This is a genomic window from Rhodococcus aetherivorans (assembly GCF_025722975.1).
GTDB lineage: Bacteria > Actinomycetota > Actinomycetes > Mycobacteriales > Mycobacteriaceae > Rhodococcus > Rhodococcus aetherivorans.
On record NZ_CP106982.1, the window covers coordinates 5,022,330 to 5,047,174 of the forward strand.

At 70.2% G+C, this 24,845-nt stretch carries 22 protein-coding genes; 9 read left to right on the forward strand and 13 right to left on the reverse strand.

The annotated features are described in order from the left end of the window. The first annotated feature begins 83 nt into the window (after positions 1-83). Both OCS65_RS22940 and OCS65_RS22945 read left to right on the forward strand, forming a co-directional pair. Positions 84-752, forward strand: a complete 669-nt coding sequence (locus OCS65_RS22940) for a DUF3239 domain-containing protein (protein WP_006931132.1) — start codon at positions 84-86, stop codon at positions 750-752. A gap of 2 nt (positions 753-754) precedes the next feature. Continuing rightward, the gene (locus OCS65_RS22945; protein ID WP_006931131.1) at positions 755-1,318 is read left to right on the forward strand and encodes a GNAT family N-acetyltransferase; all 564 of its coding nucleotides are present in this window, start codon (positions 755-757) and stop codon (positions 1,316-1,318) included. 25 nt (positions 1,319-1,343) lie between these two features. Here the strand turns inward: OCS65_RS22945 and OCS65_RS22950 are convergent, their stop codons facing one another. From OCS65_RS22950 to OCS65_RS22975, 6 genes are all read right to left on the reverse strand, one after another. After that, positions 1,344-2,330 (reverse strand): LLM class F420-dependent oxidoreductase, encoded by a 987-nt coding sequence (locus OCS65_RS22950; protein WP_006931130.1) that lies wholly within the window; start codon positions 2,328-2,330, stop codon positions 1,344-1,346. Between the two features lie 7 nt (positions 2,331-2,337). Further along, positions 2,338-2,772 (reverse strand): MFS transporter, encoded by a 435-nt coding sequence (locus OCS65_RS22955; protein WP_102800338.1) that lies wholly within the window; start codon positions 2,770-2,772, stop codon positions 2,338-2,340. Between the two features lie 181 nt (positions 2,773-2,953). Then, on the reverse strand, positions 2,954-4,306 hold the full coding sequence (locus OCS65_RS22960; RefSeq protein WP_065922945.1) for an LLM class flavin-dependent oxidoreductase: 1,353 nt from the start codon (positions 4,304-4,306) through the stop codon (positions 2,954-2,956). A 33-nt stretch (positions 4,307-4,339) separates the two neighbouring features. After that, the gene (locus tag OCS65_RS22965; protein WP_006931126.1) at positions 4,340-5,212 is read right to left on the reverse strand and encodes an ABC transporter permease; all 873 of its coding nucleotides are present in this window, start codon (positions 5,210-5,212) and stop codon (positions 4,340-4,342) included. Beyond that, the gene (locus OCS65_RS22970) at positions 5,205-6,029 is read right to left on the reverse strand and encodes an ABC transporter ATP-binding protein (RefSeq protein ID WP_029541783.1); all 825 of its coding nucleotides are present in this window, start codon (positions 6,027-6,029) and stop codon (positions 5,205-5,207) included. The genes OCS65_RS22965 and OCS65_RS22970 overlap by 8 nt, the downstream gene beginning before the upstream one ends. Then, complete coding sequence (locus OCS65_RS22975; RefSeq protein ID WP_050034701.1) at positions 6,026-7,114, reverse strand: ABC transporter substrate-binding protein; 1,089 nt, start codon at positions 7,112-7,114, stop codon at positions 6,026-6,028. The genes OCS65_RS22970 and OCS65_RS22975 overlap by 4 nt, the downstream gene beginning before the upstream one ends. A gap of 358 nt (positions 7,115-7,472) precedes the next feature. On the opposite strand from OCS65_RS22975, the gene OCS65_RS22980 reads away from it, so the two are divergent. Continuing rightward, positions 7,473-8,402, forward strand: a complete 930-nt coding sequence (locus tag OCS65_RS22980; protein ID WP_065922946.1) for a sigma-70 family RNA polymerase sigma factor — start codon at positions 7,473-7,475, stop codon at positions 8,400-8,402. 41 nt (positions 8,403-8,443) lie between these two features. On the opposite strand, the gene OCS65_RS22985 is transcribed toward OCS65_RS22980, so the two are convergent. After that, positions 8,444-10,789: a galactose oxidase-like domain-containing protein gene (locus OCS65_RS22985; RefSeq protein WP_065922947.1), complete on the reverse strand. Its 2,346-nt coding sequence runs from the start codon at positions 10,787-10,789 to the stop codon at positions 8,444-8,446. Positions 10,790-10,902: 113 nt separating this feature from the next. On the opposite strand from OCS65_RS22985, the gene OCS65_RS22990 reads away from it, so the two are divergent. Further along, positions 10,903-11,316: a VOC family protein gene (locus OCS65_RS22990; RefSeq protein ID WP_006931112.1), complete on the forward strand. Its 414-nt coding sequence runs from the start codon at positions 10,903-10,905 to the stop codon at positions 11,314-11,316. On the opposite strand, the gene OCS65_RS22995 is transcribed toward OCS65_RS22990, so the two are convergent. Continuing rightward, complete coding sequence (locus tag OCS65_RS22995; RefSeq protein WP_006931110.1) at positions 11,298-11,900, reverse strand: carboxymuconolactone decarboxylase family protein; 603 nt, start codon at positions 11,898-11,900, stop codon at positions 11,298-11,300. The genes OCS65_RS22990 and OCS65_RS22995 overlap by 19 nt on opposite strands. 117 nt (positions 11,901-12,017) lie before the next feature. Between OCS65_RS22995 and OCS65_RS23000 the strand changes: the two genes are divergently transcribed. Together OCS65_RS23000 and OCS65_RS23005 are read left to right on the forward strand one after the other, a co-directional pair. Then, positions 12,018-13,211: a pyridoxal phosphate-dependent aminotransferase gene (locus OCS65_RS23000; protein WP_080688542.1), complete on the forward strand. Its 1,194-nt coding sequence runs from the start codon at positions 12,018-12,020 to the stop codon at positions 13,209-13,211. 2 nt (positions 13,212-13,213) lie between these two features. Next, entirely contained in the window at positions 13,214-14,212 is a 999-nt protein-coding gene (locus OCS65_RS23005; protein WP_006931106.1) for an AraC family transcriptional regulator, read from the forward strand. A gap of 10 nt (positions 14,213-14,222) precedes the next feature. Here OCS65_RS23005 and OCS65_RS23010 read toward each other — a convergent pair whose 3' ends face one another. Further along, on the reverse strand, positions 14,223-14,648 hold the full coding sequence (locus tag OCS65_RS23010; RefSeq protein WP_006931104.1) for a VOC family protein: 426 nt from the start codon (positions 14,646-14,648) through the stop codon (positions 14,223-14,225). Positions 14,649-14,678: 30 nt separating this feature from the next. Next, positions 14,679-15,722 carry a zinc-binding dehydrogenase gene (locus OCS65_RS23015; protein WP_006931096.1) on the reverse strand — a complete coding sequence of 348 codons (1,044 nt, stop codon included), beginning with the start codon at positions 15,720-15,722 and terminating at the stop codon, positions 14,679-14,681. Positions 15,723-15,890: 168 nt separating this feature from the next. Here OCS65_RS23015 and thpD point away from each other — a divergent pair, with 168 nt between their 5' ends. Beyond that, entirely contained in the window at positions 15,891-16,778 is an 888-nt protein-coding gene (thpD, locus tag OCS65_RS23020) for an ectoine hydroxylase (protein ID WP_029541769.1), read from the forward strand. Positions 16,779-16,853: 75 nt separating this feature from the next. Here thpD and OCS65_RS23025 read toward each other — a convergent pair whose 3' ends face one another. Then, positions 16,854-17,735, reverse strand: a complete 882-nt coding sequence (locus tag OCS65_RS23025) for a glycosyltransferase family 2 protein (RefSeq protein WP_065922948.1) — start codon at positions 17,733-17,735, stop codon at positions 16,854-16,856. Between the two features lie 113 nt (positions 17,736-17,848). Beyond that, on the reverse strand, positions 17,849-18,931 hold the full coding sequence (locus OCS65_RS23030) for a 3-deoxy-7-phosphoheptulonate synthase (RefSeq protein ID WP_029541763.1): 1,083 nt from the start codon (positions 18,929-18,931) through the stop codon (positions 17,849-17,851). 305 nt (positions 18,932-19,236) lie between these two features. Here OCS65_RS23030 and treS point away from each other — a divergent pair, with 305 nt between their 5' ends. Next, positions 19,237-21,075 carry a maltose alpha-D-glucosyltransferase gene (treS, locus tag OCS65_RS23035; RefSeq protein WP_006946891.1) on the forward strand — a complete coding sequence of 613 codons (1,839 nt, stop codon included), beginning with the start codon at positions 19,237-19,239 and terminating at the stop codon, positions 21,073-21,075. Then, positions 21,072-22,469, forward strand: a complete 1,398-nt coding sequence (locus OCS65_RS23040; RefSeq protein WP_180987064.1) for a maltokinase N-terminal cap-like domain-containing protein — start codon at positions 21,072-21,074, stop codon at positions 22,467-22,469. The genes treS and OCS65_RS23040 overlap by 4 nt, the downstream gene beginning before the upstream one ends. Here the strand turns inward: OCS65_RS23040 and OCS65_RS23045 are convergent. Then, positions 22,435-24,813 (reverse strand): MMPL family transporter, encoded by a 2,379-nt coding sequence (locus tag OCS65_RS23045; protein WP_263507722.1) that lies wholly within the window; start codon positions 24,811-24,813, stop codon positions 22,435-22,437. The two genes, OCS65_RS23040 and OCS65_RS23045, sit on opposite strands and share 35 nt — an antisense overlap. Positions 24,814-24,845: the final 32 nt, after the last annotated feature.

Below are 24,845 nucleotides of genomic sequence, written 5' to 3' on the forward strand. Positions count from 1 at the left end.
TCCACAGCAACGCCCCCCTCACCACCGCTGCGGCCCCCCTACAGGGCTCCACCGCCGACCAGCCGGTCGCATAAGCTGACGGCGTGCGCCGTTTCGACTTCCCCGTGGACCTGCCCCACGCCAAGGCCGTCAATCAGACCGTCGCCGAGGTGCGGCGGCTGCGGGTCTCGGGGATCGTGCTGGCGGTGCTGTTCGCGGCGGCCGCGGTGTGGCTGCTCCTGATCGGCCAGGCGTGGTCCTTCGTCGTCGCGGCGGTGGTGATCGTCGCCGCACTCACCGCTGCGTGGGTTGCGGTATGGGCGCCGCGCAAGGTGGGCACGATCCAGCACCTGTACCGGGACAGTCCCCTGGTGCCGGCCGTGGTCTCCGAGCTCCGGCCGCGCGGGATGACGCTGCTCGCGCTCGTCGACATCGCCAAGCCGGAGACCGGCGTCCACCGCTATGCGCTGGTCGCCCGGGACGTCACGGCCGTACCGGGGCACCGGGTGCAGGTCGGCGAGCGCGTGCCGTGCGTCGCGGTGCTGTCGGACCGCACCACCCGCAACACGAGCGGCGCGTGGCAGATGGTCAGCCCGATGCCGATCGCGTGGGGCACCCGCGACGCCTCGGTGCTGCGGGAGGCCGCGGCCGCCATCGACGAGACCGAGTGGAAGGTGGTCGAAGGCAAGCTGTCCCTCTCGGACGAGGTCGCGGCCAGCGACGAGCGCCGGCTCGTGCTGGACCCGAAGGACCTGCCCCCCGACCTCCGCTGACCATGCGACCCGTCGTCCTCGCCGGAAGCACCGTCGTTCTCACGGTGCCGGGCCCGGACGACGTCGACGCGATCACGGCCGCCTGCCGGGACCGGTCGATCGTCCGGTGGACGACGGTCCCCGACCCCTACACCCGCGCCGACGCGCAACGGTTCGTCGGCGACGTGGTGCCCGCCGGCTGGGAGGGACACAGTCCGGTGTGGGCGGTGCGGACCACCGCCGACGGCCCGCTGCTGGGCACGATCGGGCTGATCGCGCGCGACCCGTCGGCCGCGGAGATCGGGTACTGGATCGCTCCGGCCGCACGCACCCGCGGGCTCGCGACGGCCGCGGTGAACGTGTTGTGCGACTTCGCCTTCCGCGCGGACGGTCTGAAACTGGGCCGTATCGAATGGCGGGCGCTGGCCGCCAATCTCGCGTCGGCGGCGGTGGCGCGGCGCGTCGGCTTCCGCTTCGAGGGGGTGCAACGGCGCGGCGTGCTGCAGCGCGGGGTGCGGCACGACGCGTGGGTCGCGGGTCTGCTGCCCGACGACCCACGCGTGCCGGCCGACGGGTGGCCGATGTGATCGGCACGGCCGCCGGCGACCCCGGTCAGCGCAGTTCGGGCAGGACTTCCCTCTCGAACAACTCGATGCCCGAGGTGTCGTACGCGGCCTCGGGGAAATAGAGGATCGCGTAGGTCATGCCCTGCTTCTTCAGCGCGGTGAAGTTCTCCACGATCTGCTCGGGAGTGCCGACGGCGGGCAGCCCCCGGAACGCGTCGAGCGCGCTGTCGGCCTTCTCCGGCCCGACGTACGGTTCGAGCCGCGCGCGCAGCGCATCGAGGCGCTCCTGCACCTCGGCCTCGGTCCGGCCGATCGCGACGTTGTAGTTCGCCGAGCGGACGATGGCGTCGAAGTCGGTGCCCACGTCGGCGCAGTGCCCGCGCAGGATCTCCGACTTGTGGGCGAAGCCCTCCGGGGTGCCGTCGAAGTTGGTGTACTGCGCGTACTTGGCCGCGATCTTCAGGGTCACCTTCTCCCCGCCGCCGGCGATCCACAGCGGGATGCCGCCGTCCTGCAGCGGCAGGGGGCGCACGACGGCGCCGTCCACCTGGTAGTGCCTGCCGTGCAGGGTCGCGGTGCCGGTGGTCCAGGCCTGCCGGAAGATCTGCACGCCCTCGTCGAGCCGGCGCAGCCGTTCGGCGGCGGGCGGGAAGCCGTATCCGTACGCGCGCCACTCGTGCTCGTACCATCCGCCGCCGATGCCCATCTCGATGCGGCCGCCGGAGATGATGTCCGCGGTCGCGGCGACCTTCGCCAGGTAGGCGGGGTTGCGGTAGCTCATGGCGGTGCACATCTGTCCGATGCGCACGTTCTCGGTGACCGCGGCGAATGCCGACACCAGCGACCAGGCCTCGTGGGTGGCCTCCTCGGTGGGCAGAGGCACGGTGTGGAAGTGGTCGTACACCCAGATCGATTCCCACGGGCCGGCGTCGGCGCGCTGCGCCAGGTCGCGCATCACCCGCCACTGCTCGGCGGGATCGATGCCGACGAGGTCGAGCCGCCAGCCCTGGGGGACGAAGAATCCGAAACGCATGTGGGTCCTAACTCGGTGTCGTGGTGTGTGCTGCCTTCTCGGACGCCGACGCCGGTTGCAGCGTGCGACGCGGCCAAGCCGAGTATCGCGGAATGTACCGGTACATGACGGCGGCACCGAGCATCGCGAGTCCTCCGACGGTCAGTGCGCCGGCCGCCAGCGACAGCGCGGCGACGGCCCCGACCGCGAACGGGCCGGCGAACATACCGCTGTCGTGCATCAGTCGCCAGGCCGCGAGAAACTCCGCACGCGTCCGCGGCGGGGCGGTGTCGGCCCCGAGCGTCATGATGACGCCGTTGCCCAGGCCGTTGCCGATTCCGAGGAGCACGGCCACCGCCACGAGGGAGACGAGATCGTCCGCGATCGGGAGCGCCAGAAACGCCACACCGATCACGAGCAGCGACGGCACCGCCACGACGCGGCGGCCGAAGCGGTCCATCATCTGTCCCGCCGGATACGAACAGAGTAGGTCGACGCCACGATCAACCCGGCCACGGACACCGGGGCCCCGAGGTCGCACGCGAGAAGCGCAACCACCGGGGCCCCGGCACCCTGCCCGATCCCGAAGATCGCGGACGGGACGAACACCGTCCGGACGAGCGACGTCGGTTCGAGGGGCGGACTCACGCCGTCGCGGCACCCGCGTATGCGGTGGCCGCGAGGCGACCGGCCGGGCGGTCGAGCCCGTAGTGGCCGCGCAACGTCGTCGCCGTGTACTCGGTGCGGAACAGCCCGCGCTCCTGCAGGATCGGCACCACGCGGGTGGTGAAGTCCTCGAGTCCGCCGGGCAGATACGGCGGCATGACGTTGAAGCCGTCGGCGGCCTCGCTGTCGAACCACAGCTGCAGTTCGTCGGCGATCTGTTCGGGGGTGCCGGCGAAGGTGCGGTGACCGCGGCCGCCGCCGAGCTTCCCGATGAGCTGGCGCACGGTCAGGCCCTCGCTCTCGGCGAGGTTCCTCACCAGTTCGTAGCGGCTCTTGTTGCCCTGGATCCGGTCGATCGGCGGCAGCGGAGGCAGGGGCGCGTCCAGGGCATGCTCGGTGAGATCAACTCCCACCATCCCGGAGAGCTGGCGCAACGAGTACGCCGGTGAGATCAGGTCGGTGAACTCCTGCTCGAGCGCCTTGGCCTCGGCCTCGGTGTCGCCGATGAACGGCACGATCCCGGGGAGCACCTTCAGGGAGTGCGGATCCCGCCCCGCCTCGGCCACGCGGGCCTTCAGGTCGCGGTAGAACGCCTGCCCCTCGGCCAGGGTGCGCTGCGCGGTGAAGACCGCCTCGGCGTACCGGGCGGCGAAATCCTTTCCGCTCTCCGAGGATCCGGCCTGTACCAGCACGGGACGGCCCTGGGGTGAGCGCGGGGAGTTCAGTGGGCCGCGCACCGTGAACCGCGCGCCGTCGTGGTCGATGGTGTGTACCTTGGCCGGGTCGGCGAAGCGGCCGCTGTCGACGTCCAGCTCGACGGCATCGTCGTCCCAGCTGTCCCACAGGTCGACGGCGACGTCGACGAACTCGGCGGCGCGGTCGTAACGGCCGGCGTGGTCCGGTGTCTCGTCGTAGCCGAAGTTGGCCGCCTCGTCGGCGCCACCCGAGGTCACGATGTTCCAGCCGGCGCGGCCGTGGCTGATGTGGTCGAGCGAGGCGAACTTGCGGGCGAGGTTGAACGGCTCGTTGTAGCCGGTCGACGCGGTGGCGATCAGGCCCACCCGCTCGGTGACGACGGCCATCGCGGACAGCAGGGTGATCGGCTCGAAGACCGCCTGGATGTTGTGTTCCACGCGGGGACCGGTCGCGAGGCCGTCGGCGAAGAACACCGAGTCGAGCTTGCCGCGTTCGGCGATCTGCGCGAGCTCCTGGAAGTGTGCGACGTCGAGGACGCGGCGCTCGTCGGTGCGCGGGTGCCGCCAGGCGGCCTCGTGGTGGCCGACCCCCATCAGGAAGGCGTTGAGGTGGAACTGCTTCGGAGACTGGGACATGACAACCTATCCGAGTACGTGGGAACGGACGGACTACTGGTCTGCGCGCCAGCGGGACAGTCGGCGCTCGACTGCGACGAGGATCCCGTTGAAGGTCAGACCGACGAGGGAGATGGCGACGATGCCGGCATACATGTTCGGGATCTGGAAGTTGAGCTGCGAGGCGGTGATGAGATAGCCGAGACCTGCTTTGGCGCCGACCATCTCGGCCGCAATGAGCACGAGGATCGACGAGGCCGCAGCCATCCGGATGCCGGTGAAGATCGTCGGCACGGCAGCCGGCAGGATCACCTTCTGGAACAGGCGGTAGGAAGGCAGACCGAGGGAACGGGCCGATTTGACCAGCAGCGGATCCACGGTGCGCACGCCGGAGATGGTGTTGAGCAGGATCGGGAAGGTGCTCGCGTAGATCACCAGCGCCACCTTCGAGGTCTCGCCGATGCCCAGGATCAGGATGAACACGGGCAGCAGTGCGAGCGCGGCGGTGTTGCGGAACAGCTCGAGGATCGGGTTGAGGAACTCGGCCACCGGCCGGTACCAGCCGATCGCCACCCCGAGCGGGATCGCGACGAGCACTGCGATCACGAATCCGGTGACGGCCCGGGACAGGCTGGCGCCGAGGTGTTCGGCGAGCTGGCCACTACCGATCAGCTGGGTGAAGGCCTCCGCGACCACGGTGAAGGGCGGCAGGAACACCTCGTCGACGAGCCCGAGCCGGGGCGCGGTCTCCCAGACCGCGAGGAAGGCGAGGATCGCGAGGGCCGGCTTCACACCGCGCCATACGACGGCACCGACCCGGCGTCCGGTCCCGGCGCCCGGGGCGGGCACGGCCGGCGCGGGTCGCTGCTCCGCGAGGGCCCCGTCGAGCTCGACGGGGTCGATCAGCGTGGCGCTCGGACTAGACATGCTGCACCTCCTGGGTTGCGGCACCGAACTCGTGGTGCTGCGCGCGCTCGACCTCCGAGTGCAGCAACGACCAGATCCGGTGTCGATAGTGTCGGAACGCCTCGCCGGACCGGACGTCGTCGACGGTGCGATCGATGTCGATGTCCACGACGGTCTTGATCCGCCCGGGCCGGGACGTGAGCACGGCGACGCGCTGTCCGAGGTAGATCGCCTCGTCGATGCCGTGGGTGATGAACAGGATGGTCTTGCCGGTCTCGTGCCGGATCCGCAACAGCTCGTCCTGCAACGACTCCCGGGTCTGCGCGTCGAGGGCGGCGAACGGCTCGTCCATGAGGAGCACCTCGGGGTCGAACGCCAGGCTCCGGGCGATCGCGACGCGCTGTTTCATGCCGCCGGACAGCTCGTGCGGATAGCGATCGCCGAACCCGCGCAGCCCCACCAGCTCGAGGTAGTGCTCGGCCAGCGCGCGGCGCTGACGCCGGGGCAGGCCCTTCGCCTCGAGGCCGAATTCGATGTTGTGCCGCGCGGTGCGCCACGGCAGGAGCGCGTACTGCTGGAAGACGATGCCCCGATCCAGGCCCGGCCCGGAGATCGGCTGTCCGTCGAGCAGGATCCGTCCCGACGTCGGGCTGCTCAGCCCGCCGAGAAGGTCGAGCAGCGTGGACTTGCCGCAGCCGCTGGGGCCGACGAGGACGAGGAACTCACCGTCGGCCAGGTCGAGGCTGACATCGTCGAGGGCAGTGAACGCGGTGTCCGTACCGCGGACCGGGAACTGCTTGGTCACGTGCTCGAGACGGAGCTTCGGGGTGGTGCTCATTTCGCCTCCTCGACGGGTTCACCGTTCGGACCGCTCGACGGTTCGTAGGTGCCGTTGGCGTAGGGGTTGAATTCGTTGGTGTAGATGTCGGCCGGGGTGAACGTGCCCTCGGGCAGTTCGCCGTTCCGGGCGAGCCAGTCGAGCCAGGTCTGGATCTCCTGTTCGGTGATCGTCCCGCCCGGGCCGGCGACGCCGGGGCTCTTGTAGAACTCGACGAGGTTGGTGTTCTCGTTGCGGCCGCGGCCGTTGATGATCTCCTTGTACTCGGCGATGACCTCGTCGCGTGGGGTGGTCTGCGCCCAGCGAATGGCCCGCGCCGTGCCCTGCACGAAATCCGCCACCGCGTCCCGGTTCTCGGCGATGAAGTCGTCTCGGAAGACGTACGTGCCGTAGCTGAACGCCCCGAACAGGGACTCGTCGGTGAACAGCGGACGGATCCCGCCGCGCGAGACCGCGGTCTCGCGGAACACGCTGCCGAGGGTGCCGACGTCGATCTGCCCTTCCCGCAGCGCCTGCTCGGTGTTCACCGGGGGCACGACGATCAGTTCGACCTGCTTGATCTCGTCCGGGGTCAGTCCCTGCTGGGCGAGCCATTCGCGGACGAGGAACTCGTGGTGGGCACCGAGCGTGTTCATCCCCACCTTCTTGCCGATCAGATCCCGGGCGGTGCGGATCGGGCTGTCCTCGAGCACGTAGTAGCCGTTGAACGACTCCTTGTCGGAGCCGTAGTAGCTGATGACCGACGTGATCGGCGAGTTGGCGGCGGCGAGCTTGATGACGGCGCCGTTGAATGCGCCGCCGAACTCGGTCTGGCCGGTGGCCGCGGACTGGATGTCCTGCGGACCGCTGGTGGTGTCGCCCACCCAGTCCAGCGCGACGTTCTCGTAGTAACCGAGGTTCTCCGCGAGTTCGGGATAGGTGACCTGGCCGGCCGAGCCCTGGTAGCGCAGGACGGTGCGACCGTCCTCGGTGGTGGTGGTCTCCGACCCCGAGGAGCAGGCCGCGACCCCCGCGGCGAGGGTGACGAGAGTGGCTGCGACCGCAGCCGACCGGACCAGTCGGCTGCGCAGCGTGGAATACGACATCGCGAGAGTTGTCCCTTACGTTCGACGAAGAGGCCCGGCACGGCGGGCACGGAGAAATGCGGCGCGCGGCGACAGTGAAGGCGTACGCGACACCGGGATTCGCGGTGCGGCAACGGAAGATCGCGCGACGGCGGCCGGCCGGACGGGCCGGCACGCCGGGCTACACCGGGAGGGTCAGCGACAACAGTCCGGACACTCGTACACGGTGGACTCCTTCTGCGGCGATCGGACTCCGGAAGTCTGTCCCGGGCCGCCGCGACGGGTCAACGCTTCGGCGCATCCGTGTGCGGATCCCTTGACATGTTCGGTCCGGTGCCGTACCGGTCGCGATCGCGCCGTCGGTCGGTACGATCGCCCCATGCGCACCGCCGTGCTCGCCGACGCCTTCGAGCAGCATCGGCCGCACCTGCTCTCCGTCGCCTACCGGCTGACGGGCAGCGTCGCCGACGCCGAGGACGCGGTCCAGGACGCGTGGCTGCGCCTCGACGGCGCCGACACCGACCGGATCGACGATCTGCGGGCGTGGCTGACCACCGTCGTCGGACGCCTGTGCCTCGACCGGCTGCGGTCGGCGACGGCGCGCCGGGAGAACTATGTCGGCCAGTGGCTGCCCGAGCCGATCGTCACCCCGCTCGGCGGATCGCCGGCCCCGGATCCACTGGAAGCCGTGGTGCGGCAGGAGGACAGCAGGATGGCGGCGATGGTCGTGCTGGACACGCTCACCCCCGCCCAGCGCGTCGCCTTCGTCCTGCACGACGGGTTCGCCGTGCCGTTCGACGAGATCGCCGGCATTCTCGACGTCACGCCGGCGTCCGCGCGCCAGCTCGCCTCCCGCGGTAGGCGGGCCGTCGCGGCCGCGCCGCCCCCCGTGCCGGCCGCCGAGCACGTCGAGGCGGTGCAGCGGCTGATGACCGCCCTCGCCTCCGGGGACCTCGCGGCGGTGGTCGCGGCGCTCGATCCCGATGCCCGGGTGATCGGAGACGCCAACGGGGTGACCCGCACGGCCGTCAACGTCGTCGTCGGCGCGGAGCGGTTCGCCCGGTTCTTCCTGGGCCTGATGCAGCGCTACGGCGCCGAGGCGTTCCTGGCCGGCACACCGGCGCTCGTCAACGGCGAACTCGGGTTCGTCAGCGGGGGCGGCCCCGGCGACGAGACCCACCGGGCCTTCGCCGGCCGGGTCGTCGGCTGCACGGTCCGCAACGGACGGGTCTGGGCGGCCTACGACATGGCGAATCCCGACAAGCTCCGCGGCGTCCTGCTCGCCCGCGGGGACGACCACCGAGCGTAGCGAACCGGGCCGAATCCGCCGACCGGACGGTGCGATCGGTTTCACCCCAGGTGCAGCCATCGGCCGATCGACGGCACCTCGTGCTCGTCGACCGCGAACACGAGGTACCACCCCGGCGGCGCGAGGTCGGGGTCGGTGGGCAGATGCAGCGTGACCGATCCACCCGCCCCGGTGGTGAACGCGACGTCGACCAGGCGTTGCTCGCTGTCGCACGAGTGGGTGCAGGCGCCCGGACGGACGAGGCCGACGGTCTGTACGGCGCCGCGCGGGTGCACGGTCGCGGCAACGGTTCCCCCGTACCCGCCCTCGGCGGCGGCCAGCTCGAGGGTCGGCCGGTCGCCGTGGAACAGATACGGGGGCCAGTAGATCTCGATGCGCAGGTCCTCCGTCTTGCGGGCCGGATTCGAGCCGGCGGTGACCACTTTCCCGTCGGGGGTCAGCAAGGCGACCGAGTGGTAGAGCCGGGGCACCCGAGAGGGCGCGGTGTGCGTCCACACGCCGGTGGCGGGCCGGTAGATCTCCGCATGGGGCGGTGCGCCGTGCGCCGTCTCCTCCACCGCCGAACCGCCCGTGGCGAGCACCGTGCGGTCCGGGAGCAGCACCGCGCTCAGATGCATGCGGGCATGGGCCATCGGGGGACCGGGCCGATAGGCGGGCTCCGGGTCGGTGAGGTCGACGATCCGCGTGTCGGCGAGTGCAGGTGCGGGACTGTGCAGGTCGAATCCTCCGCCGCCGAGGATCATGACCCTCTGCTGCTGGGCCGGCGGCAGCAGCACGCTCGCCGCCTGATTGCGGGAACCGGGCACGGCCAGGCCGGCCACGGCGGTGACGTGACCCGTATCGGGATCCCACACGGACGGCCGCATGCCGTTGTTCCCGCCGTATTGACCTCCGGAATAGAAGATCCGGCCGTCCGCGAGCAGGAACAGGTGCGCATACATCGGGATCGGGCCCGGCGACGGCAGTTCCGACCACGTCGCGGTCGCCGCGGTGTACCGCTCGGGGACGACCGAAAGATGGTTGTCGGCGCCGAGTCCGGACACCGCGACCACGTTCCCGTCGCCGAGGGTGAGCAGCGTCGGGTACCACCGCCCGTACGTCATGTCGGCGGTCGCCGACCACTCCCCCGTGACCGGATCGAAGACGAGCGCGTCCTTCAGACCGTAGAACGGGTCGTACCGTTCGGTGCCCCCGGCCGCGAGAAGGCGCCCGTCGGGAAGAAACGCCTGCCCGACGCAGAACAGGTCGATCGGTGTGGCCGGAGCGTCGAGTTCGGGAGCGGGATAGTGCCAGACTCTGGTGCGGAATCGATGGGCTGCATGGTGGTCGGGATCGTTCCCGGAGCCTGCGAAGAAGAGCACGTCCCCGGTGTGCAGCAGCGCCGCGTGCACGGGATTGATCTCGGTGCCGAAGTCGAGCAGCCGCCAGAGGCCCATGTCGGGCGCCTCGTCGACGTCCGTGACGAGTTCGACCACGCGGAGGTATCCGGTGTTGCGCTGCGGTGGGTTGTCCGTCGCGAGCACGACCAGTTCGGGCCGGGAACCGTCGCCCCGATCCAGCACTGCGGCTGCCGCACCCTGGTTCTCCCAGAAGCCCCACGCCGGGATGGTGGACCACACGCTCCAGCCGTCGAGGGCGTGACCGGATCCGTCCAGACCCCAGCCGATCGTGTAGTGACCACCGTTCTCCCCCGGCGGATTGTCGACGGCGAGCACGATCAGTTCGGGCCGACCGTCGCCGTCGAGGTCGGTGACGGCGATGCCCGCACCCTGGTTCTCCCAGCCGTACCAGTCCGGTACGGGCACCCAGGGCGTCCAGCCGGCGGTCAGCGTTCCCTCGGGAGTCAACCCCCGGCCCAGCCGGAACTGTCCGCTGTTCTGGCCGGGCGGGTTGTCGACGACGAAGACCACGAGGGTGGGCAGGCCGTCGAGGTCGGCGATCGCGATGTCGGCGCCCTGGTTCTCCCACCCGTACCAGTCCGGGACCGCGATCCACGGCGTCCACCCTCCCGTGACCGTTCCGTTGGCGGCCAGGTCGCGGCCGATGCGGAAGTATCCGGAGTTCTGACCGGACGGGTTGTCGACGACGAAGACGACGAGGTCGAGCGTGCCGGTACCGCCGAGGTCCGCGACGGCGATACCGGCGCCCTGGTTCTCCCAGCCCCACCAATCGGGAACGGGGATCCAGGACTCCCAGTTGCGCACCGTTCCGTCGGCGGCCAGCCCGTGTCCGACCCGGTACCAGCCGGTGTTCTGCTCTCGCGGGTTGTCGATCATGAGAGCGACGACGTCCGGTGCGCCGTCACCGTCGAGGTCGGCGACGGCGACGCCGCAGTCGTGATTCTCCCAGCTGAACCAGTCCGGAACAGGCACGAAACCACCGGCCATGGCGCCTCCCAGTATCCGGGTCCGGCCGCGGTCGGGTCCGCGAACGAGACACCACGAACAGTGTCGCCCATCCGCACTCGCGTGTCCGGGACGGACACGCCTAGGCTTCGGCCATGGAGCAACGACTGAGCTTCGTCACTCTCGCCGTCGCCGACCTCGAGCGCACCCGGCGCTTCTACGTCGACGGACTCGGCTGGACCCCGGTCGTCGACGTCCCCGGCGAGGTGGTGATGATCCAGGTCGGCCCGCACCTCGTCCTGTCCCTGTGGGACGAACGGCAGTTCGCGGCCGAGGTCGGCCCCGTGCAGCGGGGCGGCGTCCCGCCCGTGACGCTCGCCCACAACGTCGCCGACCGAGCGGACGTCGACCGGGTGCTGGACACCGCCCGCCGCGCCGGAGCCGATCCGGTCTCCGACGCGGTCGAACGTGAGTGGGGCGGCTACACAGGGTATTTCGCGGACCCCGACGGATTCCGGTGGGAGATCGCCTGGAATCCGGGTCCCATCGGTCAGCTCGTGCTGCCCTGAGCCGCGTCGTCCTGCAGCCACGGCACCCGGCACGCGTCGGTGCTGAATCCCTGCTCGTGGATGCCCAGGGCCGAGTTCATCCGGGCCCGCATGTTCTCGAGCGCGATCTGGTACGTCAGTTCCACCACCCCGGCCCGCCCGAAGCGACGCTCGAGGTCGGCGACCTGCTCGTCCGTCACCGCGACGGCCGCACCGCCGGCTCCCGTCATCGCGTCGGCGTACGCGATCGCCGCACGCTCGTCGTCGCTGTAGGCGTCGGAGGTCGCGTAGTCGGCGATGTGCTCGAGGCGGTCCACGTCGAGTCCGTCGAGCCGCTGCAGCATCGCGCCGAAGTCGACGCACCAGGAGCACCCGACGCTCCAGGCCACCCGGTACACCGCGAGCTCGCGGACGTGCGCCGGCAGCACCGTCGAGGCGCGCTCGACGAGCATCTCGTGCACGGCGCTCGCCCGCATCAACGCCGGATGGTGGGCGTAGACGGCGAACGGCTCGGGCACCTCCCCGAAGCGGCGCCGGGCCACCCGGTAGGCGATCTTCGTCGTGACGCCGGCCTCGGCCGGTGTCACCGCGGGAATGCGCGCCATGACCTTCTCCGTTCCTCGGGTCCCGAGCGGGACCGTTCATCCTTTGGACGAGACAGCCCCGCCGGATGTGACACGACCGCTGCCGGAGGCCGGGAAGGGCGCGGCTAAGCTGCAGAAATGGCAGAAATCGCGTCCTCACATCGGGTCCGCACCGTCCGCAGGCTGCGCCCGTTCGCGTCCACGATCTTCGCCGAGATGACCGCCCTGGCCGTTACGCACGACGCCGTGAACCTCGGCCAGGGTTTTCCCGACACGGACGGCCCCCGCGCGATGCTGGACGTCGCGCGCCAGGCCATCGCCGACGGCGTCAACCAGTACCCGCCCGGGCCGGGCACGCCCGAGTTGCGCCGGGCGATCGCGGCGGACCGCGCCGCCCGGTACGGGCTCGAGCACGACCCGGACACCGAGGTCCTCGTCACCGTCGGCGCCACCGAGGCGATCAGCGCCGCCATCCTCGGTCTCGTCGAACCCGGCGACGAGGTGCTGCTCACCGAGCCCTACTACGACTCCTACGCCGCGTCCGTGGCGCTGGCGGGGGCGAGCCGCCGCACGGTGCCGCTCGCCCGCGCGGGGTCCGGGTTCGTCCTGGACGTGGACGCGCTGCGCGCCGCGGTCACCGAGCGCACCCGCATGCTCGTGGTCAACACCCCGCACAACCCGACGGGCACGGTCTACGACGACGCGGCGCTCGCCGCGGTCGCGGCACTGGCCTGCGAGCGGGACCTGCTGGTGCTGTCCGACGAGGTGTACGAGCACCTGGTGTTCGACGGCCGCCGGCACCGCCCGCTCGCGTCGCTGCCCGGCATGGCCGAACGCACCGTCACCGTGTCCAGCGCCGCGAAGACGTTCAACGTCACCGGCTGGAAGATCGGATGGGCGCTCGGCCCCCGCGAACTGATCGACGGGGTGCGCGCGGCGAAACAGTTCATGTCGTTCGTCGCCGGGGCGCCGTTCCAGCCCGCCGTCGCGTACGCGCTGACCCACGAGCAGCCGTGGATCGCCGCCCAGCGCGACGATCTGCAGCGCAGGCGCGATCTGCTCTCCGGCGCCCTCGCCGACGCCGGATTCGGTGTGTTGGACTCGGCCGGCACGTATTTCGTGTGCGCGGACATCACCCCGTTCGGCGCGACGGACGGTGTCGCCTTCTGCCGGACCCTGCCCGAACGCATCGGGGTGGCCGCGGTCCCGGTCAGCGCCTTCGTCGACGACCCCCAGCAGTGGAACCATCTGGTGCGCTTCGCGTTCTGCAAGCGCGACGACGTCCTCCTCGAGGGCGTCCGGCGGCTGCGCAGCCTGCGGGAGCACGGCTGAACATGACCGCCCCCGCCACCATTCCCTCCGACTTCGTGCGCCGCTCGGTGGTTCTCGCCGCGGCGAACGGCGTGGATCTGGCCCCGGCCCTGGACGCGGCCCGGATCAGTCGCGCGGTGCTCGCGCACCCGCACGCGCGCCTCACCCCCGAACAGGTCACCCGGTTCACGCAGAAGACCTGGGAGCTCACCGGTGACGAGTTGTTCGGCCTCGGCCCGGGGCCGGTGCCCCGCGGCACCTTCCGCGTGATGTGCCTGACGCTGATCCACTGCCGGGACCTCGCCCAGGCCCTCGAACGGATGATCGAGGTCAACCGCGTGCTGCCGACGCTGCCGAGACTGCGGCTGACGCCGGGCCCGCAGACGACCCGGCTCGAGGTGGTGCTGCCGGAGCCGTGCGACGACAAGACCCGCGTCATCATCGATTTCCTGCTCATCCTGCTGCACCGCTTCGCGGCCTGGCTCGTCGGCGGACGAGTACGGCTGGCGTCGGTCACGGTTCCCTACGGCGAGCCCGATCCGGTGCTCGCGAAGAACTACGACGCGATCTTCGGGGTGCCGGTCACCTTCGACGCCGACGGGGCGGCGCTCGAAATCGACAACGCGGCACTGCGGTCGCCCATCGTCCAGACCGAGGAGACGCTCGAGGACTATCTGCGCGAATCGCCGAATCTGATGATGTCGGAACGCGACTACGACTCCACCGCCGCGTCGCAGGTGCGGCGGATCTTCGAGTCGGGCATCGAGGGACGCACGGCGACCGCCGAGGAAGTCGCGGAGATGCTGTCGGTGAGCGCACCGCATCTGCGGCGCCTGCTCCGGCAGGAGGGCACCTCGCTCGGGCAGTTGCGCGAGGAGGTGCTGCGCGACACGGCGATCGCCGGGCTGCGCCGCGGCGAACCGGTGGACGCGCTGTCGGCCCGCCTCGGCTTCTCCGAGCCGAGCGCGTTCCGGCGTGCCTTCAAGCGATGGACAGGCAAGACCCCGCGCGCGTATCGGTAGGTCCGCCGGTTCACCCGACGCAGAACTCGTTGCCCTCCGGGTCGGTCATGGTGATCCACTCGCTCGGCCCCTGCCGGCCCCGGTGCAGGACGGTCGCGCCCGCCTCGACGAGCCGCCCGGCGAGCGCCTCACGTTCTTCCCCGGCCCGGATGTCGAAGTGCAGCCGGTTCTTCACCGTCTTGCCCTCGGGCACCCGCTGGAAGAGCACGCGCGGACGCGCGGGCACCTCGGGATCGGAGATCGCGGCGCCCGCCTTCCAGACCAGGACGCCCTCGAAGATCTCGGTGTCGTCCTCGCGGGCGTGGCCGGCCGCGACCAGGCCGCGGATGAAGTCCTCGTTGCTCGGCTCCACCCGCCAGCCCAGCGCGGCCGCCCACCATTTCGCCAGCGTGTGCGGGCTGTTGGAATCGACCGTCACCTGGAATTCGTAACCCATGCGGCGACGGTACGACGAGACTCCGACAGGTCAGGGCTGAACGAGGATCCGGATCGGATCCCCGATGTGGTTGTGCAGCTTCTCGATGCCCTCGGCGATGTTCTCCAGCGGCACGATCTCGCTGATCGAGCGGGAGATGTCCAGGCGGCCGCGGGAGACGAGCGCGGCGAGCGTTTCGATGTCGACATTCTTGTAGCCGAGGTGGCCCATCACGTGCTTGCGCGACAGTCCGAACGTGGCGGTGGGGCCCAGGGAGGCCTCCTGCCCGCTCAGCCCGACGACCACGACGCGGCCACCCGTCATCACGCACTGCAGGGCCTGGTCGAAGGTGGCCTTCACGCCCGCCGAGTCGAAGGCCACGTCGAGCATCTTCCCGCCGGTCGCCTCGGCGACCCTCTGCACCAGGTCCGGGTCGCGGGAGTCGAACGCATAGTCGGCGCCGAGTTCGAGGGCCCGCTCCCGCACCGCGGGGTTGATGTCGAACGCGAGGACCGGCACGGCACCGATCAGCCGGGCGAGCTGCACGATGTGGGTGCCCACTCCGCCGACCCCCCACACGCCGACGGCCTCGCCCACCTGCACCTGCCCGGTGCGCACGACGGCGCCGAACGGCGTGGACACCGCGTCGGCGAGGATCGCCGCCTGCTCGAGCGGGACGTTGTCGGGCACGAGGGTGAGACCGCCCGCCTGTGCGACGGTGTACTCGGCCCAGGCGCCGTCGTACGCGAAGGCCATCAACTGGATGTTCAGGCAGTTGGTCAGGTCGCCGCGCCGGCACTTGCGGCACTGCATGCACGGTCGTCCGGCCGAGGGCACGACGCGGTCCCCGACCTCCCACCCGGTCACGCCGTCCCCGACGGCCGCGATGATCCCGGCGGCTTCGTGGCCCTGGGTGACCACCGGCAGCAGGGCCGGGAAGGTGCCGTCGAGCAGGCTCAGGTCCGAGTGGCAGATGCCGCAGAAGGCGACCTTGACGAGCACCTCGCCGGGGCCCGGCGACGGAATCGGAACATCTTCCAGCACATTGGTTCTGGTGTCCGCATGAAAACGCGCGGCGCGCATCGTCTCGGTCATGATCCCCTCATCCTGTTGTGCGGCGGCAGCCAGGGGCGACCCTACTCCCGGCGCATGCGGCGTTGCGCATGTTTGTGCCGCGGATCTCCGCGACGGGTTGCATCCGCCCACGGTGGGTGAGAGCGTCGGAAGGAACCGTCATCGACTTCGAGAGGGTGATTCGCAACAATGCAGACGGCCGTCATCGACGACTACCCGACCCGGAACCGCACGAACTGCGTGAGCGTGTCCCGGCCGGATCCGGTGGTGTGGGGATCGGCAACGGGGCCGCCGGACGCCCCGGCCGTCGCCGAGTACGACCGGCGCGGGTTCCACACCGTCGACGCGCTCCTGCCGGCGCACGACGTCGGAAATCTGCTCGACGAGACGGCACGTCTGGGCCGGGATCTGGCCGACGACGAGCGGGTCGTGCGGGAGGCGGGAAGCGGGGACGTGCGCTCCGTGTTCGACGTGCACCGCCTCTCCGGCACGGTCGCCGAGATCGTCCGGCGACCGGAGATCGCCGGAATCGCCCGCCAACTCCTCGGCTCGGCGGTCTACATCCACCAATCGAGGCTGAACGTCAAGCCGGGATTCCGCGGCGGACCGTTCTACTGGCACTCCGATTTCGAGACCTGGCACGCCGAGGACGGGATGCCGCGTCCGCGGGCGCTGAGCATCTCCGTCGCGCTGACCGAGAACTACGGTTACAACGGCGGTTTGATGATCATGCCCGGTTCGCACCGGACCTTCGTCTCGTGCGCCGGTACCACCCCCGACGACTACTACCGGCAGTCCCTCGTCACGCACGTGCCCCCCACCGGTTCGCCCGACGAGGACACGCTGACCTCGATGGCCGCCGAGCACGGCATCGCCACGTTCACCGGCTCGGCCGGTTCGGCCACGGTGTTCGACGCGAACTGCATGCACGGTTCGAACGGCAACATCACCCCGTTCCCCCGGTCGAATCTGTTCGTGGTGTTCAACAGTGTCGAGAACGCGCTCGTCGAGCCGTTCTCGGCGCCGCGCCGGCGGCCGGACTACCTCGGCAGCCGGGACTTCACTCCCCTGCACTGACCCGAACGGACGTGCTGACACGAACGGACGCGGGGTGCGACCGGCGCGGGCCGGGCGCACCCCGCATCGCGGCGCTCACACGCGGGCGGTGTCCGCCACGTCGATCGGCAGCGTGCGGGCACGCGGTGTGCGCAGCAGCCGGGTGAGCGTGAACCGGCCCAGCTCCGGATCGTAGGGCCGGTAGGCCAGATACACGAGCACGTGGAACGCCCAGTGCGCCCGCAGGATTCGGCGAAGCACCGGATTCATCCGGCCGTGCAGTTCGAACGTGGCGGTTCCGGAGCGGATGTACTTGGTGTACTCCCGCGGCGGCGTCAGCGCACGCCGTGGGGAGATGTCGACGAACAGCTCGGAGAGCTGGGCGATCTCGATGTCGGCCTCGCGCAGGCACAGGGCCAGGTCGAGGTCTTCGTGGATCCCGGCATCCGTGCTGACCGCGTCGCGGACGCGCTGCCAGGCCGACCGGCGCACGGCCATGTTGGCACCGTGCAGGTTGTCGATGCGGCGCTCACCGCCGAAGAAGCCCTTGCGCACGCGCTGCTCGATATACCGGCGCTTGAGCTCCCGGTACGGCGAGTCGTAGGAGTTGCTGAGTCCGCTGACGGCACCGACGCTCTCGGTGTCTGCACGCGCGAAGAAGTCGAGGATCGCGCGGGCCCATCCGGGCCGCACCCGCGTGTCGGCGTCGATCCGGCCGAGGAGATCTCCTGCCGCCGAGTCGAATCCGGCATTGCGGGCGAATGCGACGCCGGGGCGGGGCTCGACGATCCGGCGGACGATCGGAGACCGCTCGGCGATCGCGTCGACGATCTCGCCCGTCCTGTCCGTCGAATTGTTGTCCACTACCACGATTTCGCGGATGTCCGCTTCCTGCTCCAACAGCGCCGCCAGGCACGGACCGATGTAGCGTTCCTCGTTGTACGCCGGCACGACCACCGACAGCGTGTGCTGATGCATGCCTCCGACGCTACCGCGACCGGCCGCGCGCCGCGGAGCGCCGAGGGCGGGAACCGTTCCGGGACATCCCCCGAAACGGTTCCCGGGCACCGGCGTCAGGGGCGCCGCGGGCCTCAGGCGCGCCGGCGGCGCACCGCGTCGGCCAGCCGGTCGAGCTGGTCGGCCGTGGTGGCCCAGTCGAGGCACGCGTCGGTGATCGACTTGCCGTACTCGAGCTCGTCGGACCGGCCCAGGGTCAGGTCCTGACGGCCCGCCGCGAGGAAGCTCTCCAGCATCACACCGACGATGCCCTTCTCGCCCGCGACGAGCCGCTCGGCGATGTCGGTGACGACGTCGACCTGCTTCTCGTGGTTCTTGCTGCTGTTGCCGTGGCTCGCGTCGATCACGACGCGCTCGGGCAGACCGGCCTTGCGCAGGCGGGCCATGGTGTCGGCGACCGTCCCGGCGTCGTAGTTGGGGCCGGCGGAGCCGCCGCGCAGGATGACGTGGCAGTCGGGGTTGCCGACGGTCTCGATGAGCGCGGCCTGCCCGTCGAGATCGGTGCCGGGGAACACGTGGCTCGCGGCGGCGGCGCGGGTGCCGTCGACGGCCACCTGCACGTCACCCTCGGTGGAGTTCTTGATGCCGACCGGCATGGACAGGGCGCTGCACAGTTGCCGGTGTACCTGGCTGGCCGCGGTGCGGGCACCGATCGCGCCGTAGGTGACCAGATCCGCGTAGTACTGCGGCAGGATCGGGTCGAGGAACTCGCACCCGACCGGCAGTCCGAGGCCGGACACGTCGAGCAGCAGCTTGCGGCCGATGCGCAGACCGGTGTTGATGTCGTAGGTGCCGTCGAGGTGCGGGTCGTTGAGCAGGCCCTTCCACCCGAGGGTGGTGCGCGGCTTCTCGAAGTACACCCGCATCACCACGTGCAGGTCGTCGCGCAGATCGTCGGCCTTGGCGGCGAGGCGGCGCGCGTAGTCCATCGCGGCGGCGGGGTCGTGCACCGAGCACGGCCCGACCACGACGAGCAGCCGGTCGTCGGTGCCGTCGAGGATCGCCACGGTGTCGGCGCGGCCCGAGCGCACGGTGGCGGCGGCCACCTCGTCGGGGGCGTGCTCGCCGCGGACGACGGCCGGGGCGACGAGCGGGCTGATCCGCACGGTCCGCTGTTCGTCGAGATTCGCGGTGGAGATGGAGGTGCTGGTGGTCATCGGGGTTCGGTTCCTGTTCCCGGGCCGACCCTGGCTGAACCTGAAAGATCCCAGCGAGCCGGTCCGTGTCCGGCTCGTAGGTGGAAGAAGTCAGCGCGCGGTTACGCCGACCGACCCACCCCGGGCCGGCCTGCTAAACCAGAAATATGCACGCTGCATGACGGACACCCTACCCGAGCCCCCGCGGGGGTGCACATCGGGGGCCCGGGGCGAGTCCGCATTGCCAGCGCGACGGCGCCGACCCCCCTACGATCGGAACGAACCGAGAACACTGCCCGTACCGCCGAGACGATCGCCGAGGTGTTATGCCGCTCGAAGGTTCACACGAGTCCAGGGACCGGTCGAACGAACCGGAACACACAGCCGACGGCCATCTCGTCGAGGCCCAGTCCGAGGACTTCTCCCATGCCAGAAACCTCGCGGTGGATCCCGACTGGTTCAAGACCGCGGTGTTCTACGAGGTCCTGGTGCGCGCCTTCAACGACTCGAACCACGACGGGACGGGTGATCTGCGCGGGCTGACCGAGAAGCTCGACTACATCGCCTGGCTGGGCGCCGACTGTATCTGGCTGCCACCGTTCTACGACTCCCCGCTGCGCGACGGCGGGTACGACATCCGGGACTTCCGGGCGGTGCTCCCGGAGTTCGGCACCGTCGACGACTTCGTCACGTTCCTCGACGAGGCGCACAAGCGCGGTATCCGCGTGATCACCGACCTGGTCATGAACCACACGTCCGACACGCACGCGTGGTTCCAGGAGTCGCGTACGGACCCGGACGGCCCGTACGGCGACTTCTACGTGTGGTCCGACACCGACGAGCGCTACCCGGATGCGCGCATCATCTTCGTCGACACCGAATCCTCCAACTGGACGTGGGATCCGGTGCGCAAGCAGTACTACTGGCACCGGTTCTTCTCGCACCAGCCGGACCTGAACTACGACAATCCCGAGGTGCAGGACGCGATGATCGACGTCCTGCGCTTCTGGCTCGACCTGGGGATCGACGGGTTCCGGCTGGACGCGGTGCCCTATCTGTTCGAGCGCGAGGGCACCAACTGCGAGAACCTGCCCGAGACACACGCGTTCCTGAAGAAGTGCCGCGCGGTGATCGACGCGGAGTATCCGGGCCGGGTGCTGCTGGCGGAGGCGAACCAGTGGCCCAGCGACGTGGTGGAGTACTTCGGCGAGCCGGAGGTCGGCGACGAGTGCCACATGGCGTTCCACTTCCCGCTCATGCCGCGCATCTTCATGGCGGTGCGGCGCCAGAACCGGTTCCCCATCTCCGAGATCCTCGCCCAGACACCGCCGATTCCGAGCAGTGCGCAGTGGGGCATCTTCCTGCGCAACCACGACGAGCTGACCCTCGAGATGGTCACGGACGAAGAACGTGACTACATGTATGCCGAGTACGTCACCGACCCGCGGATGCGGGCGAACATCGGCATCCGGCGCCGGCTGGCCCCGCTGCTCGAGAACGACCGCAACCAGCTCGAGCTGTTCACGGCTCTGCTGTTGAGCCTGCCCGGCTCGCCGGTGCTCTACTACGGCGACGAGATCGGGATGGGCGACAACATCTGGCTCGGCGACCGCGACGCCGTGCGCACGCCGATGCAGTGGACACCCGACCGCAACGCGGGCTTCTCGCGGGCGGACCCCGCGCGGCTGTACCTGCCGACGATCATGGATCCGACCTACGGCTACCAGTCCGTGAACGTCGAGCGGCAGATGAACTCGACGAACACGCTGCTGCACTGGACGCGCCGGATGATCCAGGTCCGCAAGCAGCATCCGGCGTTCGGCAAGGCCGCCTTCACCGAATTGGGCAGCGCCAACCCGGCCGTCCTGTCGTACCTGCGGGAGATGCCGCTCGGCCCGGACCGCAACTACAGCGACGTCATCCTGTGTGTGAACAACCTGTCCCGGTATCCCCAGGCCGTCATCCTGGACCTGTCCCGGTTCGCAGGGTGGATTCCGGTGGAGCTCACCGGTTCCGTCCCGTTCCCACCGATCACGGAGGAGGGGTACATGATCACCCTGCCCGGTCACGGTTTCTATTGGTTCGCGCTGCAGCCCGATCCGACGAGGGAAGGCGTCGGCGAACATCCGGTGAGCAGCGAAGCCGAGGCGGCGGTGCAGCCATGAGGGATCCGAACGTGCAGCACTACTCCGATGCGGAGCTCGAGGCCCTGCTGGCCGAGTGGCTTCCCCACCAGCGTTGGTTCGCCGCCAAGGGCAGAACCGTCGCCGCCGTCCGGATCATGCTGCGGGAACCGCTCACCGACACCCCCGCGTTCGGAGCGGACCATCTGCTGGTGACCGTCGAGTTCGAATCCGACGCCGAGCAGATCTACCAGGTGCCGCTCGGGTATCGCCCGCACCTGCCCGACGAGCTGGCACCCTGGGCGCTGCCGCGGCCCGACGGGAGCGGCGACGACCGCCCCCACGCCTACGACGGCCTGCGCGACCAGGAGATCATCGACCTGTACGCGCACTCGATCGCCACCGGGCAGGTGTACGGCCCGGTCGAGCTGCACACCGTGCCCGGCACGGTCATCGAGGAGGGACTGCGCGGGCGGGCGCTCAGCGCCGAGCAGTCCAACACCTCCGTCGTACTGGGCGAGCAGTTGCTGCTCAAGCTCTTCCGCCGGATCACTCCGGGCGTCAACCCCGACGTGGAACTGCACCTCGCGCTCGGTGAGGCGGGCTGCCGGTCGGTCGCCCCCGTGCGCGCGTGGATCGACGCCGAGATCGGCGGCGTGCGCACGACGCTGGCGATGGTGCAGGACTTCGCGGCCAACTCCGCCGACGGCTGGTCGATGGCTCTGGGCAGCGTGCGGGACCTGCTGCTCGAGGCCGACCTGCGGGCGGACGAGGTGGGCACGGACTTCGCCGGCGAATCGCAGCGGATGGGCGCGGCCGTGGCCGAGGTGCACGCGCTGCTGGCGCAGTCCCTCGGGACGTCGCAGCGACCCGTCGGCGAGATCGTCGACGGCATGCTGCGCCGCCTGGACGCGGCCGGTGCCGTCGTACCGGAACTGGCGGAATTCGCCCCGGCGGTGCGGGAGCGGTTGGCGGAGGCGGCGGCCACCGGCACGACCACGGTGCAGCGGGTCCACGGGGACCTGCACCTCGGGCAGGTGCTGCGCACCCCGGAACACTGGCTGCTCATCGATTTCGAGGGCGAGCCCGCCAAGTCCCTCGACGAACGGCGGGAACCGGACAGCGCCCTGCGCGACGTGGCGGGGATGCTCCGCTCGTTCGACTACGCGGCCCACCACTCCCTGCACGATGCGACGTCGGAGGCCGCCGCCGCGCAACGCGAGTTCCGGGCGCAGGAATGGGCGCAGCGCAACTCCGCCGCGTTCTGCGACGGCTATGCGGGCGCGTCCGGCGCGGATCCGCGCGAGTCGGCCGCGCTGCTGCGCGCGTACGAACTGGACAAGGCCGTTTACGAGGTGGTCTACGAGGCCCGCCACCGGCCACAGTGGATCCGGCTGCCGCTCAACGCGATCCGTCGGCTGGTGCAGGCGACGTAGGGCTGTGGCCGTCGGTGGTATCCGCCAGGGGATCCTCACCCGAGGGTGCCGGGTCGTCGAGTCCGCCCCGATGCGGCCGGTGGACCGGGTCGATCGCGGCCGCCCCCCGGTCCGGGGAGGACCCTTTCCGGCGTGGTCGGCGCAGGTCCACGGAGGACCGGTGCCGGCCCGCGGCGGGTGTCGACCGGCCTCCCGCGGTGGCCCGGTGGCGCGGGCCCCGGCCCTCGGACCATCCGTGCACGATGCGTCGGTGCAGGCGTGCCAGGGGTGCCGGCGCCCACCAGTTCGCGTCGCCCATCAGCTTGATCAGTGAGGGAACCAGCAGCATGCGGACCAGCGTGGCGTCGATGACGAGGGCGAAGATCATTCCCAGTCCGATGAACCGCATGATCGTCATCGGGGAGAGCGCGAAGGCCGCGGTGACCGTACCGAGTATCAGCGCGGCGCAGGTGACGACACGACCGGTGAGGGCGGTACCGGTGTGCACCGCCGTCTCGGTCGACGCCCCCGCAGCATGCGCTTCGACCATCCGCGACATCAGGAAGATCTCGTAATCGGTCGACAGGCCGAACACGACGGCGAGGATCAACACGACCAGGGTGGGCTGGACGGGCTCCGGAGCCACACCGATGAGACCGGCGCCGTGTCCTTCCTGGAAGATCCAGGTCAGCAGCCCGAAGGTCGCCCCGAGGCTCAGTCCCGCCATGGCGACCGCCTTGACCGGCAGCACCACCGTGCCGAAGGCCAGGAACAGCAGCAGCAGTGTCGCGCCCACCATGACGGCGATCATGGTGGGCAGCGCCTCGGTGATCGCGTGATTGTTGTCGGCCTCGAGGGCGAACGGTCCGCCGACCTCGATCCGGGTTCCTGCCGGCGGCGCCAGCTCGCGCAGTGCTGCGACGGCCGCGTTCGCGCGCTCGACGTCCGATCGGTCGGTCACCGCCGCGGAGATGACGGTGAAATCCGAGGTCGTGGCGATGGGCTGCGCCCCGGTGACCCCGTCGACGGCATCGGCCTGTGCCACGAACCCGAGGCTCGCATGCAGGGGCGGGGGCGAGCCGGCTGTTCCGTGCACCAGGACGGTGATGTCGCCACCAGGTGACCGAAATTCCTGGACCAGCTGTTCGGTGGCCGCGCGAACCGGATTGCCGGGCGGCAGCGAGGTGTAGCTGATCGAGCCGAACCGCGTCAGAAGGACCGGGGCCGCGAACACCACCAGCACGAGGGTGATCGGGACTGCGACGCGCAGCGGATGGCGCATCACCCGGTCGGCGACGGCTCCCCAGAATCGGTGGGCTCGCACCTCGCCGCGCTCGACCGCCCCGCGGCGCCAGGTCAGACTGTTGATCCGGGCACCCAGAACGGCCAGGGCCGCGGGCACGGCGGTCAAGGACAGCAGGGCCGCGCTGAGGGCGGCCGAGATGGCGCCCAAACCCAGCGACCGGATCACCTCCTGGGGAAAGACGAGCATTCCGGCGAAGGCACATACGAGCAGCAGCGCGGAAAAGCACACGGTGCGGCCCGCGGTGAGAACGGTCCGCCGAACCGCGTCGTTCGGCGAGGCGCCGGAGCGGAGTTCTTCCCGGAACCGGCTGACGATGAACAGTCCGTAATCGATGGCCAGACCGAGACACAGAAGGGAGGTGACGTTGAGGGCAAAGGCATTGACCGCGGTGAACATGGTCAGCAGCCGAAGCGTCCCGAGCGCGCTGAGCACCGACAGCGCGGCGACGAGAACCGGCACCGCCGCGGCGGTCAGTCCGCCGAAGATCATCACCAGCAGAATCAGGGTCAGCGGAAGCGACACCGACTCGGCGACGACGAGGTCGGTCTTCAGTTGCGTGTTGAACGAATCGTCGACCACGGTCTTGCCGGTCAGCTGGGTGTCGACTCCGGGAACCTGCAGCACGGACAGCAGATCGTGGTACGGCGGCCGATCACCCGACCCGGAATGCTGCAGGGTCACCGTCGCGAGCGCTCGGGTGCCATCGGCGGAGCGCAAGTACGGTTTCTCGACCACGGGCACCGTCCAGTAGGTGTCGACGCGCTCGACCCGGGTGCGATCGAGAGCGGCGAGGTGCCCGGCCACCTCGGGTCCGATGTCGTCGATGCTCTGCCCGGGTGGGGCGGTGTAGATGGCGACGATGTCCGGCTCCCGGCGGCCGAGGTGCTCCTCCACCTGGTGCGTGACGTGCGCGGCTTCGCTCCCGTCGTCGAGGAAGCCCTCGAACCTCAGATGGGGGAAGACCCCCAGCCCCCATGCGCCGCCGAGCACCAGCGCGGTGACGGTCACGATCAGCACGAGCCACCGGCGTGCGAGAAGAAATGCGGCCCAGCGGGTCATGGCCGTGGCGGAGGCCGGGTCGGGGACGTCGA